This is a genomic window from Pseudodesulfovibrio nedwellii, from assembly GCF_027923765.1.
Classification (GTDB): Bacteria; Desulfobacterota; Desulfovibrionia; order Desulfovibrionales; family Desulfovibrionaceae; genus Pseudodesulfovibrio; species Pseudodesulfovibrio nedwellii.
The window spans coordinates 1,421,395-1,437,915 of sequence record NZ_AP026709.1; the positions used below are offsets into that span (position 1 = coordinate 1,421,395).

Consider the following 16,521-nt stretch of genomic DNA (forward strand, 5'->3'; position numbering starts at 1 on the left):
TTACGTGCCCATACGGCATGATCACCACCGGTCATCCTCTCTACAAAAAAATCAACGACAAGAACTGAACTGCAACACTCTGATTTCATACTCCCTCTTGACGAATTCATTTGATTCACCTACCTTACATGGTGTTACGAATAGCCATTTCGTAACATAAAGACACCAAATAATAAAAAATCGTACACCAAAAGGGGCTTACAAGTGAAAAATTGTATATGCGTTGCTCTGCTTATTCTGACTCTAGTCACATCGGCAATAGCCTCTTCAGACACTCGACCCGTCACTGATGGTGCCAACCGAACTGTCCAAGTGCCAAAAGATGTCCAACGCGTCATTTGTTCAGGTCCCGGATGTCTTCGCCTTCTGACATATCTTCAAGCACAATCAATGGTTGTAGCTGTTGACGATATTGAATCAGAAACCAGCCCTTACGATGCACGCCCCTATGCAATGGCCAATCCTCAATTCACTGGTATGCCCATGTTTGGAGAGTTTCGTGGCCACGACAATCCCGAATTGATACTGACCCTTGAACCTCAACCTCAGGTCATTTTTAAAACATATGCAAACAAAATGGGATACGACCCGATAGAACTTCAGCAAAAAACCGGAATCCCGGTGGTAACACTCACTTACGGCAACCTTGGCAAACTCCGCCCGCAATTTTACCAGGCACTCCGCACCATGGCAGAAGTCATCGGGAAACAAGAGAGAGCAGAAGAAGTCATCGCCTACTTTGAAGCAGAGATTGCCGAGCTTAAAAAAAGAACAACAGACATTGCTGAAGAAGGTCGTCCCAGTGTTTTCATTGGCGGTGTCGCCTTCAAAGGACCTCATGGGTTCCAATCCACTGAACCCGCCTACCCACCATTCGCTTTCATCAATGCAAACAATCTCGCATACAACAAAGGTCTTACCGGCAAAGAACTTAGCCATTCTGATGTATCCAAGGAAATGATAGTAGCCTGGAACCCGGATATTTTGTTCCTTGACCTCATGACCATGCAACTAGGCAACAAGGCTGGAGGACTGTATGAGCTGCGGAATGACCCCGCATACCGTAGCCTGACCGCCGTCTCCGAAGGCAAAGTCTATGGAGTACTGCCCTATAACTGCTATTCAAAAAACTACGGCTCCATTTTGGCCAATGCCTTTTACATCGGAAAGCTTCTTTACCCCGACCGGTTCACCGACGTCGATCCAATAAAAAAGGCAGACGAAATTTATCAATTCCTCGTGGGTAAACCTGTCTTTGAATTAGTAAACCAACTTTTTCAGGGATATGTATTCACCCCGGTTCCGGTAAACTAATATGCACTTCTCTGACGGACAAATTCCTGCCGAATATCGTCGATATATCGGCTGGAAGACCACGTTCCTGATCACCTCCATGGGACTTTTGGCGATCACTCTGGTGATCGCCATCTCCCTGGGAGCAGCGAAAATCCCCCTGACCGACGTCATAGCTTCACTACTGGACTTCCCGGTTTCAAGACGCGTGGATGTCATCGTCTGGAATATCCGCCTGCCCCAAGCGCTCGCGGCCGTCGTAGCCGGAGCCGGACTCTCAATATCCGGCACTGCCATGCAATCCATTCTACGAAATCCGTTAGGGTCACCATTCACGCTCGGCATTTCTCATGCTGCCGCATTTGGAGCGGCTTTTTCTGTCATGATGTTGGGCGGTGGCGTCATGACTTCCACCAATGCGGGTGCTGTCAACATTACCAGCCCGTATATGACTACTGCGGCGGCCTTCATCGCCAGTCTCATCGCAGCCGGCGTCATCGTGGGCATTTCGCGCACACGCGGTGCAACACCTGAGGTCATGGTTTTGACCGGTGTGGCTCTCGGAGCACTCTTCACGGCCGGAACCATGTTTCTACAATTCTTCGCTGATGATATCCAACTGGCTGCCATGGTCTTCTGGACCTTTGGCGACACTGCTCGTGCATCCTGGTCTGAGTTGGGAGTCATCACGGCAGTCGTTACCGTGTCATCACTTTATTTCCTCACCAACAGTTGGAACTACAACGCCATCGATGCAGGAGATGAAACCGCCAAGGGACTCGGAGTCCGTGTGGAACGGGTCCGTTTGATCGGCATGTTACTGGCATCCTTGGTAACAGCGACGATTATCGCGTTTCTCGGTATTATCGGATTCGTCGGTTTGGTTGTGCCGCACATGGCCCGCCGAATTATCGGCTCGGACCACCGATTCCTTTTGCCCGCGTCCATTCTGGGCGGCAGTCTCCTGCTGCTCATTTCAGATACAGCGGCTCGCCTTATGCTGGCTCCGCACATCCTGCCGGTTTCCGTGCTCACGGCCTTCATGGGCGCGCCAATCTTTATTTATCTCATAATACGGGGGCAACGCCGATGATCCTCTCTATCTCCGACGTTGAATTTACCTATGGAGCGACTCCGGTCCTTTCCGATGTAAACTTCCAACTCGACGGTGGCGAACTACTCGCAATCCTCGGTCCTAATGGTGTCGGCAAGACAACACTGCTAAAATGTATCAATGCCATCCACCGTCCATCCGCAGGCGCGGTCATGGTCGAAGGACGAGATATTCTGACCATGCCGCCCCACGAAATAGCTCTGGGTGTCGGCTATGTTGCCCAACAAAGCGAAGCCGCCCGCATGACGGTTTTTGATGCAATATTGATGGGACGAAAACCCCATATTCAATGGCGTCCCTCAGATAACGACCTGAAAATCGTAGATTCAGCCATCAATCGACTCAACCTGAAAGGGCTGACTCTGCGCCATATTGACTGCCTAAGCGGAGGCGAATTGCAAAAAGTTGCCATTGCACGCGCCATGGTTCAGGAACCAAAGTTGATGCTCCTTGATGAACCGACAAGTTCCCTTGACCTCAAAAGTCAGGTCGACATCCTAACAATGCTCCGCCGCGTGGTCGATGAACACCGTATCAGTGCTATCATGACCATGCACGACCTCAACACGGCCCTTCGCTATGCGGATAAAGTCCTCTTTCTCAAAGATGGCCGCATTCATTCAACCGGTCCGGCCTGCGCAGTCACCGCCGATGTTGTGGAAGAGGTCTATGACCTTCCGGTCCACATTCATACAATACAGGGGCATCCCATGATCGTCCCTGCCATTTGACCTCATTCAAAGGAGAATTCAATGTCCTGTAATTTTACACCTGATACCATTGATAAAACTATAGAATTTCACGGGCACAGCTGCCCAGGGCTTGCCGTTGGCATCCGTGCTGCAGAACTTGCTCTACGCGAGCTGGGCGATTCCCCTGATGTCGACATGGTAGCTGTTTCCGAAACCGACATGTGTGGCGTGGATGCAATCCAATTCCTTACCACCTGCACGTACGGCAAAGGGAATTTCCTCCACCGCGATCACGGAAAGATGGCTTTTTCATTCTATGACAGGAACAACGGAAAAGGCTTCCGAGCTTTCATCAAACCCGGGATCAAAGATGAAATAGACAACGAACTCGCAGTTCTCATGCGCAAAGACAGCGATGGCACAATCACCTCCGCCGAAAAAGATCGTATAGCGGCCCTCCGCAAAATGTTGCAGGAACTGTTTATGGCACTGGAATTAGATGACATGTTCGTCATCACTCAGCCCAAAGAGCCTGTCCCGACTCCTGCTCGAATTCTGGAAAGTCTGGTTTGTGAGTGCTGCAACGAATCCATCATGGAGTCCCGCACACGCCGAATGGGTGGCAAGACCCTCTGCATCCCCTGCTTTAATGCAAGGGAGCAGAAAATCTAACACCCATAAAAACGAAAACAATTTAGCGCGATGATTGCGTTGAAAGCCGATGACGAAGCTTATGAACAAAGTCCGTAATAATCCCGAAACAACCGGCATTAATCAGTGATACAGCTTGGTCCATGTCGTTCACGGTATACGGGTTGACCTTGATACCCCGACTAGCAAGGTCTCTCACCAGCTCTGGATCAATAATATCCTTGGCCGGATGATAGCCAGTCGCCCCAAGGAGCTTGAGATATCCCGGGATATCGTCTGGATGCTTTTTTTCAGCCAGAACTGCTAATGGCATATTCGGGGCAAGATAATGCATCCGAGTCAAATAGTCATGATTGAAGGAAGAAAGCAGGATAAGATCTTCAGTTTCTGTCTCATGCGCCATTTTTAAAACATCATCAACAATGGACAGATCGCCCGGAGACTGAAGCTGATCCTTAATTTCAACGTTCACAGGGAGGTCGTGTCTACGAGAAAATTCCAATGCTTCCCTAAGTGTGGGAATCTGCAGACCAACCATCTTGTCAAGAGTTGCGGATGAAACTTCTCCACTGGCAATGGTACCATAAGGATCTTCCTCGATAAACCAGGACCCGGCATCAAGTTGTTGCAATTCTTTACAAGAATATTCATGCGTCGCCCATGGCGCAATCCCAGTAAAGCCAGCATTCGAGGCAACATCCGTGGTGCGTGACAAAACGTCGTCATGGAACACCATAAGTGTCCCATCTGCCACCTTATTAACGTCAAGTTCCCAAAAATTAGCACCCATCTTCACAGCCAACTCAGCCGCAAGCATGGTGTTCTCAGGCGCAAGAGTACGTGCGCCTCGATGAGCACCGACGTGCCCTACTCCGGGTAAAAAATCGAAAAACACTTACTCTTCCTTCTTCGTGAAATAGAGGTTGACCATGGCCAACAACGACGTACCAACTATGAGCATCAAGGATATCGCATTAATAACCGGCGTGCTACCATCTCGAACCTGCAAATAGAGATTGATGGGCAGGGTCGGTTCCGAACCAACGAGAAACAACGTGGTATTGAAGTTCTCGAAACTCATGAGAAAGGCCACGGCTCCCGCGCCGATAATGGCCGGACGCAGGAATTTCAAAGTAATATACCAGATGACGCTGAGTTGAGTGGCTCCCAAATTCAGAGCGGCTTCCTCCAGCGACTTGTCAAACTTACGCAATCGTGCCGAGACAACGAGCGTCACAAAGGTTGAAATAAATGAGAACTGCCCAAGTACGACCAGCCAAAAACTGGGACGAAAGAGGTCAAAATCCAGCCCGAACGTCTCATCAAAAAACGTCCCGGCCGTATTGGCCGCAAGGAGCAGAGAAATTCCAAGAATAACGCCCGGAATAACCAACGGGGCAAGCATGAGAAAATAGAGTACACCCTTAAAACGAAAGTCCTCTTTTTCAAACAGAAAGCTCGCACAGGTACCGACCACCACGCTGAGAATAGCAACAAAAAAGGCGGTCTGAAAACTTGTCAAAATGGAACGCAAATTCTGATCATCAAAAAAAAGACCGACTCTTTCTGGCCCAGAAGAGACGAACCAGTCAAGACTAAAACCTTGCCACGGCAAGGACGGATAATTGGAATCGTTGAACGCCAGTACGCAGGTGACAAGGAGTGGCGCAAACAAGAAGACGAAATACGCGATAATGAACAGATTAAACGACCAGTTGTAGTTCCGACTTCTGGGCAAGGAGCGAATCATGACGCCACCTCCCCAAGCTTCTGGCGCGTAAGCTTCAGCCCCACCCAAATAATAAGCGAACTGAGGATGAGCAACAGGAAGCCAAAAGCCGAACCCTGATTCCAGTTGAAGCTGGCAATAAATTGATTATAAATCTGTTCGGTAAACCAGAGCGAATTTTTGCCGCCCATGAGATTCGGTGTCAGATAGTTACCCAATGCCAACATGAAAACCACGATGGAACCAGATGTAATACCAGGCTTGCAATGCGGGATGATAATGGTCCGCCAAATGGTGAGAGGCCCTGCTCCAAGATCATGTGCGGCTTCAATGAGACTGTCGTCCAAGCTATCCATGACCGAAATTAATGGTACGACCATGAACAACATAGAAGTGTAAACCAGTCCCATGATCATTGTCGCATCATTATAGAGCATTTCGATGGGTGTATCGATAACACCCAATTTGAGCATGAAAAAATTCAGCACCCCGGACTCCCGTAGCAGAATCATCCAGCCATAAATACGCACAAGCTCGCTGACCCAAAACGGGAGCAGCAGCAGAATCATGAGTGCACCCTGCACCCGCGTCCTTGCCAGCTTGGCTATATAGAAAGAAACCGGCATGGCAAGCAAAAAAGTGATGAATGTGGTGATAATCGCATAGAGCGCAGTGCGGACAAAAGTCAGCCAATAGACCGGCTCTGTAAAAAAATTCATATAATTCTGTATTGTCCAGACCGTATTACCATAATCATCTTCCCCCCTGAAGCTCATAGTCAGGAGATCAAGATGCGGCAAAACGATCAGCAGCAACAACCACATAATGACCGGTGCAAAAAAAATCCAAAAAACCAGACGGGAGCGTTGCATTCTACGCCTCCGCCTCAAAACAGATACCGGACTCAGGATGCCAGCCAATGGCAATTTCATTCCCCGGTTCAATATAGTCGAATTTACGATTCTGAGGGAGCGTGACCAACAGTTCATGGTCTTCTTTGGTGACGGTCAAAAGTCGACTGTTGGCCCCATCAAACAAAATGCTTTTCACTATCACGTTAAACGTATTCAAACCGTCCTTATTCCGAGGTTCAATACGTATTGCTTCGGGTCTAAGGAACAGGTCCACTCTCTTTCCAACGCCACACAAACCATGCGACTTCGTACGGAAGGAATAACCTTCATCCGTAGAAATGAGCACATGTCCGTCAATCTGCTGGGTCACATGCCCACTCCAGATATTATTGTCCCCGACAAACTTTGCCACGAATGGCGTTGCTGGTTTACCGTAGAGTTCCTGAGGCGTCCCCACCTGTTCAAATCGACCTTTATTCATCACGGCCACATGATCGGACATGACAAGGGCTTCGGACTGATCGTGGGTGATGTAAATAAAAGTCGTCCCAACCTTGGCCTGCAACTTCTTCAACTCCACTTTCATCTGTTCGCGAAGTTTAAGATCAAGCGCACCAAGCGGTTCGTCAAGAAGGAGCACCGAGGGTTCCAACACCAAACACCGAGCAATGGCCACCCGCTGTTTTTGTCCACCGGAAAGCTGACTGATCTGCTTACTACCGAACCCCGGCAGGCCAACACGGTCAAGCATGGTTTCGGTTTTCTGTTTGATTTCAGCAGCACCAACACCCCGCCGTTTAAGCCCAAATGCTATATTCCCGGCCACATCCATCATGGGGAACAAAGCGAGATGTTGAAACACGAGGTTGACCGGCCGCAAATTTGGCGGCACATCGAGCATATCCTTCCCGCGAATCTCAATCGCACCGGACGTGGGGCCTTCAAAACCTGCAATCATGCGCAAAAGTGTTGTCTTGCCGCAACCGGACGGCCCGAGAATAGAAAAAAAAGAACCGGTAGGGACATCAAAAGTCACATCATCAACAGCGGCGAAATCGCCAAACCGTTTTATCATATTGCGAACGGATAGGTCGTTGGTCATAGCTCTTCGTGGAATTAAAGATTAAATAAGGCGGGGAGTCCCTTCGGACACCCCGCCTCCAATACCTTGGATGCTTAGCTTTGGCTAGTTGGCAGCCTTGATCTTATCCAAAATCTTGCCTTCGATGCTTTCCAGCTTGGCCGGGACCGGCGGGTACCACTTGATATTATCAATGGTAGCCTGCGGGAAGGAACGAGCAAAGTTATCAGCCACAGCCTTGTCAGTGAACTTCAGTGCGCCCTGAGAAGCAGTGGCGTACTTTTCCTGAGAGGAAAAATAACCAGCGTTTTCAGGCTTCATGATAAAGTTGATCCACTTGTAAGCAGCGTCAATATTCTTGGCCTTGGCAGGAATGGCGAAGGTGTCGATCCAACCCAATGCGCCCTCGGAAGGAGCCTTGAAATCAATTGCCTTGTTATCGAGATGCAGCTTCCATCCGCCTGCATCCCAAGCCATGGCCACGAAAACTTCTTCGGAACGCATGGATTCAAGCAAAGAATCACCATTGGCCCAGTAATTCTTCACAACAGGCTTGGCATCAATCAGGGTCTGAGCGATTTTGTCGAGCATGGCCTTGTAGGCTGTGACATCACCATACAGAGAGAAAGGATCATAGCCGAGGGCAAAACCCATGGCGATCAAAGTAGGTCTCTTCAGACGGTAGCTGACGCGACCTTCATATTTGGAATCAATCAACGCCTTGAAGGAAGTTGCCTCTGGAGCCTTGTCACTGTTGACGATCAGGCCGGAGGTTCCCCAACAGAACGGGACAGCGTGAGACTTACCGCCAACCAAAGTGTTCTTCTTCACTGCGTCCAACATGGACGGAATGAACAGCGCGGCGTCAATCTTCGAATAATCAAGCGGTTGGTACAGCTTGAATTTTTCCTGCACGGAGGAAATACGATCCTGAGAAGGCTGCGCCAGATCAAAACCAGCACCGCGTGTAGCACGCAACTTGGCGATCATCTCTTCGTTGTTGGAAAAAGTGACTTCAACCTTGATTCCGGTTTCCTTTTCAAAAGTATCAATCAACTTCTGAGGGGCATACCCTTTCCACGTCAGCAATTTCAGCGTTTCCGCATGGGCTGTCCCGGCAAAGGCAAACATTGCCAGAAGAGCGAACACGATAATCTTCTTCACGGTCATACTCCTTATTAAAAATAACAAATGAACGAAATATCTCATTTTTAATACAACCATGTACAGTTTTACACAACCGACAAATGTTACAACTTGGCGTCTTATTACTATCAACAAGGAACTTTCTCCCAAAAATCCAATATAAAACACCAATCATAAACACTTTCACAACCACAAAAAAAGGCCGCCCAAATTTCTGGACAACCTCTTATTCTCGATTAAAATACTACCGCCTGTTCAGGCGACTGCCGTGAAACAATAAATTACACGGCTTTTCGCGCAGCGATCATCAACCCGAGACCAGTCTCGGAAACCGGCTGGCACCGAATGTCCTCAAAACCGAGATTTTTAAGGATTCCGGTCAACTCTTCCTGCTCAATAAAATGAGAAGAATAGCCGCACAAACGCGTCAGTAACTCGACTGACGCCTTGGCCATTTCATACCCAGGCTTGGCATATCCAGAATAATGCTGAGAGACATACCAGCCCCCCGGCTTCAAGCCTTCGGCAATTCTTTCCAATGCACCAACAAGATCCTCTTTAAAAATATACAGGACATGCGAGGTGAGGATCAAATCAAATTCACCGGCAGGCAAATGATCCTTTAAAAAATTTATTCCCTGCGTGGTAACACGATCACCAAAACCGAACCGGTCGCATCGGGCCTGCGACTTCTCGGCTACAGGAGGTAAATCAAAAATGACCCCATGCATATTCGTATTTCGCTCCAACATTCCCATGGTATACATACCGTGATTACCACCGATATCACCCATGACTTTAAAATCGACGAATCCAGGCAAAGAAGCCGTAAAATCAATTACAGGTGACAAAGGCCCACCCATGGCATCCTGCGCCGTCCCTTCAATGCCTTCATCGACCCCCCAATCCTGATCAGTCTTTCTCATATTAACTTCACCGCCGCGAACAAGCTCCGTAATATTGTCCTCCACCATCGCATTAAAACGCATGGTCAAACGCATACTGTCCCCCTGATACAGGGGTGCACTACTCACCAAGAATTCGGAAGCACAAGGAGTATTCCGATACCCGTCGTTCTCTTTAACAACCAAATCGGCTGCTACCAAAACATTCAGAAGCGGCTCTAATCTTTCAATACTGACTTCCATTTCATCAGCAAGGGAAGACGCTTCCCGCACCGAACCATCAAGCAGATCAAAAATCTTCAACTCCACAGCACTCATGATCGCCTTGGCATTGAAGGACTGCATCAGCATGGCATGTATCGGTTCAAAATTATTCTGAGGTTTTGTGACAAGCATATGCCCTCCGGTATGTTTAGTTGCTAAACTTATTTACTAAAAAAATTATTTCAAATAGTTGTCCATCCACAAATTCATCTGTTTGCCAAAATCGCGAATCGTCTCGTATGAAACGTCATCGAGTTGGCTCATATACTCCACAAAATCCCGATCATGCTCTCGATGAAAGGCCATATGATTATCACTGGCCGTCTTTCCAAGATCTGTTGTCCTGATAATCACTCGCGCTCCATGTTCGGGGTCGGCCTCTTTCATGAGCAACCTTTTTTTTACAAGCTTGCCGACCAATTGAGAGACAGCCCCCTTGGTGGTGCCAAGCTCTTCGGCCAATTCGGTCACTCCTGTGCCATCATGCATATTTACCGTGGTAACCATGTGAATTTCTGCTGAATGCAGCGACATACCCACACCAAAATCATACGATTTCCTGTCAACAAGGGAATGTTTTGTCATGGCTCGACTGAATTGCCTGAGCATCGGCATCATCTCTTCAAAAGTTCTCATGCACTGTGTTTAGCAACTAAACACAATGAAATCAAGAACTGATTCAAAAAGAACAGAACACTATATCATACAGGTAAATTTTGCGGAGTTTCAACGTTTTGGAGATGACTCCTGAACAGTATTGTAATCTGTGTCCCTCTGTCAGGTTGCGTCTTCATGGAAATATCTGCTCCATGCGTCCGCGCAATAAGTGCCGCAAAATACGTCCCAAGACCGGTTCCATTTTCCTTGCCATGCGTCACATATTTATCAAAAAACCGCCTCCGCACATCTTCATGAACCGTTTGCGAGTTGGCAATAACGACGCTTTTCCCCTCACTATCTGATAAATCCACAGACACATGATCACCTCGACGAGATGCCTCAATACCATTCTGTATCAAATTTCTGAACATGGCGCGTAACAGAGGTCCTTCTCCTGGAACGACAAAAACTTCACGTCCTTCAACGTCCTGACCATTCAACTGCATTTCTATGGCTATTCCCATACTCTCGAGCATTGGACGAAATTCTTCCTCAAGACCACACATGATTTCCACGAGATCGACCGACCTTCGACTCAGGGAATAAATACCCTTTTCCATTTTGAAAATATTGAGCTGGTTCCGAATCATGTCGAGCATTCGGTATCCGGCGGCACGAACCCGTTTGATGTGTTTCTCCTGGCGAGAGTTGAGTTCCCCTTCGCTCAAAAGCAGCTCAGGATACCCGATAACAAGACTCAAACCAGATTTTAAATCATGACGATTGATGCGTTCCACTTCCTCCCGGATCATCTCGGCTTGAGCACGCTTCTTGATCTCCGAAAGGAGTAGGCGGTTATTCTGCAACAATTCAAGCTCATTGCGTTTCAATTGCATAGTCCGTTCTTCAACGGTTTCTTCCAGCACTTCCTGATGATGACTCAATTGTTGATCACGACTCTGAATCTTGCTCAACATGGAATTGAATTCAGCAACGAGCACACCAATTTCGTCGTCGCTGTCATAATCGACACGCCGGGAATAATCCTTGTTCAAAGATATTTCGCGTACAGCATCGGTCATTTGCTCCAGCGGATCACCGAGTCTGCGACGAAACAGAATGGCAACTCTGTAGCAACAAAACAAAATCACCGGACAAGAAAAAATGGCAACGAGGAGATAACCTCGCATCATACTCCATTGTTCTTCCAAAGACAGCGAGATGAGAAGTACACCGCCCGACATATCAGAGGATATGGGCATTGCTACAGTCAAAGAAGAAAGCCCCAGCTCAACCTTCTTAACAGTTTCAATCCGTTGCGGAGTCTGACCGTAGCAAGCAAAAGGGATATCGCTGGTCACATACACGGCAGCTCCCATAACATCGGGAATAAGAGTCAGAGTTTCAAGGCTCTCCTGTGCGGCAGCAGCATCGTCAAAATCAACGGCAGCGACCAACGACGCAGCCATCAACTCGGCCTGTGCCAAAGTTCTGCTGACAGCCGCCTGCCGAAACTGCAAAACTATGGGCATGAGATTCAAAACGAAAGCCAATACCAACGCGATGCATGTAGTGCCAAGGATAGCCGCAACTATTTTCCGTCCAAGCGGGGTCAGCTGTTTACTGCTCATGGCTTTCTCCCCTATATATCGTGGCTATGCGAAGTAATCTTGAACTAATGTTTAACCCAGCTGCACCGGCTGCATGCGGATTGACCTGCAACTTGAGTTTTCCGCCAACCATACGAAAATTTATGACCACCCCCTGACGAAGATTCGCTGGGCTCTGCCCGATAGTCAGCACAGGCATTTCTGCTGTTCGCTTCAAGATGGCGGCAGCCTCTCTTTTGGGTGCGCCATTGATAACAAGAACATGAACACCGTCCGCAGGCCATTGCACCAACCGAAACTGCGATGATGCGTCATTAAAATATGGCTTAAGTTTTTTGGAATCAGTTGCAGCGATGACATACGGTTCGCCAAGTTTCGGGCCAGCGCCCACAGGCCACTTCACATACTTGACTAGCCGCTGCACATACAAGGCCTGAAGTTGTTCACTGGTCGCAGTGAGTTGCTTGCCACCGGCGAAGGATGAAACGGGACACAAACCGACTGTCCAAAAAAGGAGCGTTATGACAAAAAATTGAACACGACTCATCAAAAATCCCATGTCATACGCAAATCGACACTCGGACCAATGTGCAACGGGGAATATTGGTTCGTCGCTTCGCCAAGATTTCGACCAATCAATTCGAGCATAAGGGTTTCCGAAGCTTTCCATGAGGCATGAGCTTCCAGAGAAAAATAACCGGGCATGAAGCGCTCATCCGGGCTAATGGAATATCCCGCCAACACATCAAACCCGACATCCTGCATGGGCTTCATGAACGCGTGAAGTTTATATTCACTCGACAATCCTTCCTCCGGCATGGAATCTCCTGACGGAAGAAAATCGATATTCCGAAGATCTTGATAAACAAGGCCAATTGAAGGACTGAGACGCAACCAACTATTCACCGTCCAATCGAGAATAGCTTCAACTCCATATGCTGAACCTTCAAGTGAATTTGTCAAAGTGGCGGTCCGAGTAGCTCTATCAAAATCGATCATGGCAAGTTGATCATAGTCATTGATATAAAATGAAATGTCTCCATGGATATCCGAAGTGAAGCGCTGACGATATCCGGCTTCATAGGCAATGAGTTTTTCTGTCGTCAATGAATCCGGTGCATAAACGACATACTCTTTGCCACCATGCTCAATAGAATAGCTTCCACTCCGTTGAAACCGTGTATCGGCCCGAACAGCCTTGGATACAGCCAACCAGTATTCCGAATCCTCCCGAGTATGCAGCAATCGGATTGTGGGTTGAACTTCCACAGGAGTCTGTCCGAAATAATCCAATTTAACTCCAAGAAAGAGAAACAAACTATCTTCAAGGAGTGTTACTCGATCTTGAACAAACCCATTTGAAGTAAATGTATACCGTCTTTCTTTATCGATAGTAGCCCTGTCTCCGCTCTTGATATCGTCCCAAAAGTAGCGACTTCCCACTCCCCATGTCAGTCGATGCCGACCGTATTGCTCGGCAGCATATTGTAATTCTGCGTCCAGCGTATTGGTCCCGCCTGTCAAATCAGCCACGCTGACGAGTTCACGGGTGAACGAAGTCCTGAACCCTATCCCGGCATCCAACCCTGTCGCCCTATGCCAGGAAAATTGCCCATATCCACCAAATTCATTTCGAACATGCGGCCTGTAAATTTTTTGTGAACCAGAAGCGCCATCATTGATACTTGATGCCGCCAAGTCTCCCTGTAACGACAACGAATCAGTAAAAGCGTTCTCCCAATCGACCCGAAAACCACCCTGCTGTTTGACCCAATCCTGAGAGCTTCGATCATCACCCTCACCCGTAATCCAGTCACCAGTCCTGTAACCGCCGCTGAGGTAGCCTCTGTAGGCCACGTCATCAACGGTGTCTCCATACCTGAATAACTGCTCAATGCCGGTTGATCCGGCAAGAGTCACACTCTGCCCGCCCTGCGTCTCAGCGGCACTTTTAGTGATAATATTAATAACGCCGGTAAAAGAGTCCGCGCCCCATAGATGAGTCCAGACACCGCGTACGACCTCGATACGTTTCACTATACTGACCGGGATCGTATTTCCCCAAACCACCCCTGCAGTTGTTGGTGAGGTGATTGGCCTGCCATCCAGCAAAACTAAATGCTTGTTACTTAAAATCCCGTTAAAACCACGAATACCTATGGCCCACTTGTCTGTATCCATCTGGACACCATGCAGGCCGGGAACAAGTAGGAGTGCTTCTGCGATGGTGGTGGCACCAGAACGAAATATATCATCTTCGTCCAAAACGGTCACAGCTCCTGCGACCTGCGACAAAGGCTCGGCTCGACGAGAGGTGGTAACCACTTCGACTTCCATCAACTCTTCAAGACTTAATGAGGCCAAAGGATCTTCTGCATCGGCCCATGCACTGCCAACACAACATAAAAAAAGACAGACAAGGCACAGAGACTGAAAGCCCAAAGCGTACAGCCACCCTCGCACCATCATTAGACAGCCGCTCCTTGTGAAGTGGCGAGTAGATATCCTCTTCCTCGGATAGTCTTGATGCTGACGTGTGACCCCAGCTTTTTCCGCAGATTACTCATATGAACATTAAGGACGTAGTCATCAAACTCAACACCCCGACCAAGCGCCTGCTCCATAAGATCGTTTCGTTCAACCACGGCCCCCATATTCAAGGCTAACTGTTCAACGATATCATACTCCGTCGAAGTCAAATGCACGGGATTGTCATCAAGGGTCATATTGCGCGTATTTCTATCAATGACCACATTACCAAACTCAATACTCTTCTTCCGGAGCATCTTCACGGCCCCGCCTTCAGATCGACTGGTGTCATACCGGCGAAGCACGGCCCGAATTCTCGCCAGCAATTCACGAAGTGGAAAAGGTTTGGCAATGTAATCATCAGCCCCCATTTCCAATCCTACCACCCGGTCAATCTCTTCTCCACGTCCGGTCAGCATGATCACCGGAATATTTGAACTTGATCTCAAGGCGGAAAGCACATTGAACCCACTCAGGTCAGGTAACATGACATCAAGCAGAATCAACTCATACGACTTTTTCTCAGCGGCCTGAATACCAGACTCACCTGTATACATTGAATCAAGGGCAAAACCTTCGCTTTGAAGGTAGCTGGACAAGAGTTCCGCAACCTCGGGATCGTCATCTATCAACAACAGATCACTCATACCGCCTCCTTTTCATTTGATTATATAGCTTTAGAAGAGACACTGAAACTCATATAATGTTAATTTATATAAAGAAGATTAAGACGCATTAATAATCACTGTAGTTTTCTCAATATCTCATGCAATTTTTATGCAGGGAAAAATTTTCCCATGTAAACGAATTGCCCATCCTCCTCCGTATAGAGGGGCATTGAATGTGCGTTTTGCTCACCGTGAACAAAACCACCGCATGGATGCACCCACTTTCAAGGAGGAAAGTATGTCTCTGGTCGTTAACAACAACTTAATGGCAAACTCGGCAGCCCGGTATCTGAACAACGCGTACAGTGCTTTGGGCACCTCGACGGAACGTCTGTCTTCTGGCCTGCGCGTCAACAGCGCAGCGGATGATGCAGCTGGACTGGCAGTCCGCGAACTCATGCGCTCCGACATCTCAACCCTCAACCAAGGGGTCAGGAACGCCAACGACGGCATCTCCATGATCCAGACAGCAGACGGCGCGCTTTCCGTCATTGATGAAAAGCTCATCCGTATGAAGGAACTGGCCGAGCAGGCCGCCACCGGTACGTACACCGATAGCCAGCGTGAACTTATCGACGACGAGTATCAGGCCATGGCTTCGGAAATCACCCGTATCGCCAATGCCACTGACTTCAACGGCATTTACTTGCTCAACGGCAATCTGTCCGGCGACGGGCTGACAGTTCACTTCGGTACTGGCAACGATGCCACCGAGGACAAGTACGCCATCACTATCGACAATTGCACAGCTTCAGCTCTCGGTGTGGGCTCAAACAGTACTACCGGAGTCGGCGCTGCCGTTTCCACTCAGGAACTCGCCCAGAACTCTCTGGACGCACTCAACTCGGCCATCGTGTCCAAGGACAAGGTCCGAGCCAACCTGGGTTCAATGCAGAACAGACTTTCGGCAACCATTTCCAACCTCGAAGTCCAGGCGGAAAACCTTCAGGCTGCCGAATCCCGTATCTCCGATGTGGACGTAGCGACTGAGATGACCGAGTACACCAAGCAGCAGATCATAACCCAATCTGCCGTGGCCATGCTCTCACAGGCCAACTCACTCCCGCAGATGGCCTTGTCACTCATCGGCTAGTCCACTCCTTCTCCAACATGAGGACCGACTCGGAACCAATCCGGGCCGGTCCTCACTCTTTACATCGTCCAAACTCCCGACGCGGTTACATCTTTTTTCCCATCGGCGTTTTTTTCCGGCCTGCACTTTCCCTCACGGAGAACAAATGGTTTCACCCCACTCTCAACTATCGTTTTTTATTAAGAATTATTTATTTTCATTTCATCATGACGTCTTCATCAAAACAAAACAGATCAATTATTCATTTTTAAAAAATATTTACTAACATACTTTTTATATAAGTGAACATTAA

Annotated in this window: 16 protein-coding genes; 5 read left to right on the top strand and 11 right to left on the bottom strand. The window is 48.4% G+C overall.

Annotation, left to right across the window (positions count from 1 at the left end; genetic code table 11):
* The first annotated feature begins 204 nt into the window (after window positions 1–204).
* From SYK_RS06800 to SYK_RS06815, 4 genes are read left to right on the top strand one after another with little or no spacing between them, the layout of a single operon-like run.
* Window positions 205–1,314, top strand: a complete 1,110-nt coding sequence (locus SYK_RS06800) for an iron ABC transporter substrate-binding protein (protein WP_281762835.1) — start codon at window positions 205–207, stop codon at window positions 1,312–1,314.
* 1 nt (window position 1,315) lies between these two features.
* Entirely contained in the window at window positions 1,316–2,386 is a 1,071-nt protein-coding gene (locus SYK_RS06805) for a FecCD family ABC transporter permease (RefSeq protein WP_281762836.1), read from the top strand.
* The gene (locus tag SYK_RS06810) at window positions 2,383–3,138 is read left to right on the top strand and encodes an ABC transporter ATP-binding protein (RefSeq protein ID WP_281762837.1); all 756 of its coding nucleotides are present in this window, start codon (window positions 2,383–2,385) and stop codon (window positions 3,136–3,138) included. The genes SYK_RS06805 and SYK_RS06810 overlap by 4 nt, the downstream gene beginning before the upstream one ends.
* Window positions 3,139–3,159: 21 nt before the next feature.
* Window positions 3,160–3,771 carry an FmdE family protein gene (locus SYK_RS06815; protein ID WP_281762838.1) on the top strand — a complete coding sequence of 204 codons (612 nt, stop codon included), beginning with the start codon at window positions 3,160–3,162 and terminating at the stop codon, window positions 3,769–3,771.
* 22 nt (window positions 3,772–3,793) lie between these two features.
* On the opposite strand, the gene SYK_RS06820 is transcribed toward SYK_RS06815, so the two are convergent.
* From SYK_RS06820 to SYK_RS06870, 11 genes are all read right to left on the bottom strand, one after another.
* On the bottom strand, window positions 3,794–4,645 hold the full coding sequence (locus SYK_RS06820; protein ID WP_281762839.1) for a glycerophosphodiester phosphodiesterase: 852 nt from the start codon (window positions 4,643–4,645) through the stop codon (window positions 3,794–3,796).
* Window positions 4,646–5,500 (bottom strand): ABC transporter permease, encoded by an 855-nt coding sequence (locus tag SYK_RS06825; RefSeq protein ID WP_281762840.1) that lies wholly within the window; start codon window positions 5,498–5,500, stop codon window positions 4,646–4,648.
* Window positions 5,497–6,351: an ABC transporter permease gene (locus SYK_RS06830; protein ID WP_281762841.1), complete on the bottom strand. Its 855-nt coding sequence runs from the start codon at window positions 6,349–6,351 to the stop codon at window positions 5,497–5,499. The genes SYK_RS06825 and SYK_RS06830 overlap by 4 nt, the downstream gene beginning before the upstream one ends.
* A gap of 1 nt (window position 6,352) precedes the next feature.
* Complete coding sequence (locus tag SYK_RS06835) at window positions 6,353–7,435, bottom strand: ABC transporter ATP-binding protein (RefSeq protein WP_281762842.1); 1,083 nt, start codon at window positions 7,433–7,435, stop codon at window positions 6,353–6,355.
* A gap of 84 nt (window positions 7,436–7,519) precedes the next feature.
* Window positions 7,520–8,578 (bottom strand): extracellular solute-binding protein, encoded by a 1,059-nt coding sequence (locus SYK_RS06840; RefSeq protein ID WP_281762843.1) that lies wholly within the window; start codon window positions 8,576–8,578, stop codon window positions 7,520–7,522.
* 263 nt (window positions 8,579–8,841) lie between these two features.
* On the bottom strand, window positions 8,842–9,861 hold the full coding sequence (locus SYK_RS06845; protein ID WP_281762844.1) for a class I SAM-dependent methyltransferase: 1,020 nt from the start codon (window positions 9,859–9,861) through the stop codon (window positions 8,842–8,844).
* Window positions 9,862–9,906: 45 nt separating this feature from the next.
* Window positions 9,907–10,365: a MarR family winged helix-turn-helix transcriptional regulator gene (locus SYK_RS06850; protein WP_281762845.1), complete on the bottom strand. Its 459-nt coding sequence runs from the start codon at window positions 10,363–10,365 to the stop codon at window positions 9,907–9,909.
* 65 nt (window positions 10,366–10,430) lie between these two features.
* Window positions 10,431–11,960: a HAMP domain-containing sensor histidine kinase gene (locus SYK_RS06855; protein ID WP_281762846.1), complete on the bottom strand. Its 1,530-nt coding sequence runs from the start codon at window positions 11,958–11,960 to the stop codon at window positions 10,431–10,433.
* Window positions 11,950–12,498, bottom strand: a complete 549-nt coding sequence (locus SYK_RS06860) for a YfiR family protein (protein ID WP_281762847.1) — start codon at window positions 12,496–12,498, stop codon at window positions 11,950–11,952. The genes SYK_RS06855 and SYK_RS06860 overlap by 11 nt, the downstream gene beginning before the upstream one ends.
* Window positions 12,486–14,408, bottom strand: coding sequence for a TonB-dependent receptor plug domain-containing protein (locus SYK_RS06865; protein WP_281762848.1), 1,923 nt, complete (start codon window positions 14,406–14,408; stop codon window positions 12,486–12,488). Before SYK_RS06865 ends, SYK_RS06860 begins: the two co-directional genes overlap by 13 nt.
* Entirely contained in the window at window positions 14,408–15,115 is a 708-nt protein-coding gene (locus SYK_RS06870; protein ID WP_281762849.1) for a response regulator transcription factor, read from the bottom strand. Before SYK_RS06870 ends, SYK_RS06865 begins: the two co-directional genes overlap by 1 nt.
* A gap of 259 nt (window positions 15,116–15,374) precedes the next feature.
* On the opposite strand from SYK_RS06870, the gene SYK_RS06875 reads away from it, so the two are divergent.
* Window positions 15,375–16,229 carry a flagellin N-terminal helical domain-containing protein gene (locus SYK_RS06875; protein ID WP_281762850.1) on the top strand — a complete coding sequence of 285 codons (855 nt, stop codon included), beginning with the start codon at window positions 15,375–15,377 and terminating at the stop codon, window positions 16,227–16,229.
* Window positions 16,230–16,521 lie beyond the last annotated feature (292 nt).

Excerpts from the sequence above, each read along its gene's own strand:
- SYK_RS06855 (WP_281762846.1), bottom strand. The coding sequence starts at position 11,960 with ATGAGCAGTAAACAGCTGACCCCGCTTGGACGGAAAATAGTTGCGGCT.
- SYK_RS06835 (WP_281762842.1), bottom strand. The coding sequence starts at position 7,435 with ATGACCAACGACCTATCCGTTCGCAATATGATAAAACGGTTTGGCGAT.
- SYK_RS06805 (WP_281762836.1), top strand. The coding sequence starts at position 1,316 with ATGCACTTCTCTGACGGACAAATTCCTGCCGAATATCGTCGATATATC.
- SYK_RS06870 (WP_281762849.1), bottom strand. The coding sequence starts at position 15,115 with ATGAGTGATCTGTTGTTGATAGATGACGATCCCGAGGTTGCGGAACTC.
- SYK_RS06815 (WP_281762838.1), top strand. The coding sequence starts at position 3,160 with ATGTCCTGTAATTTTACACCTGATACCATTGATAAAACTATAGAATTT.
- SYK_RS06850 (WP_281762845.1), bottom strand. The coding sequence starts at position 10,365 with ATGAGAACTTTTGAAGAGATGATGCCGATGCTCAGGCAATTCAGTCGA.
- SYK_RS06825 (WP_281762840.1), bottom strand. The coding sequence starts at position 5,500 with ATGATTCGCTCCTTGCCCAGAAGTCGGAACTACAACTGGTCGTTTAAT.
- SYK_RS06860 (WP_281762847.1), bottom strand. The coding sequence starts at position 12,498 with ATGGGATTTTTGATGAGTCGTGTTCAATTTTTTGTCATAACGCTCCTT.
- SYK_RS06845 (WP_281762844.1), bottom strand. The coding sequence starts at position 9,861 with ATGCTTGTCACAAAACCTCAGAATAATTTTGAACCGATACATGCCATG.
- SYK_RS06810 (WP_281762837.1), top strand. The coding sequence starts at position 2,383 with ATGATCCTCTCTATCTCCGACGTTGAATTTACCTATGGAGCGACTCCG.
- SYK_RS06865 (WP_281762848.1), bottom strand. The coding sequence starts at position 14,408 with ATGATGGTGCGAGGGTGGCTGTACGCTTTGGGCTTTCAGTCTCTGTGC.
- SYK_RS06830 (WP_281762841.1), bottom strand. The coding sequence starts at position 6,351 with ATGCAACGCTCCCGTCTGGTTTTTTGGATTTTTTTTGCACCGGTCATT.
- SYK_RS06875 (WP_281762850.1), top strand. The coding sequence starts at position 15,375 with ATGTCTCTGGTCGTTAACAACAACTTAATGGCAAACTCGGCAGCCCGG.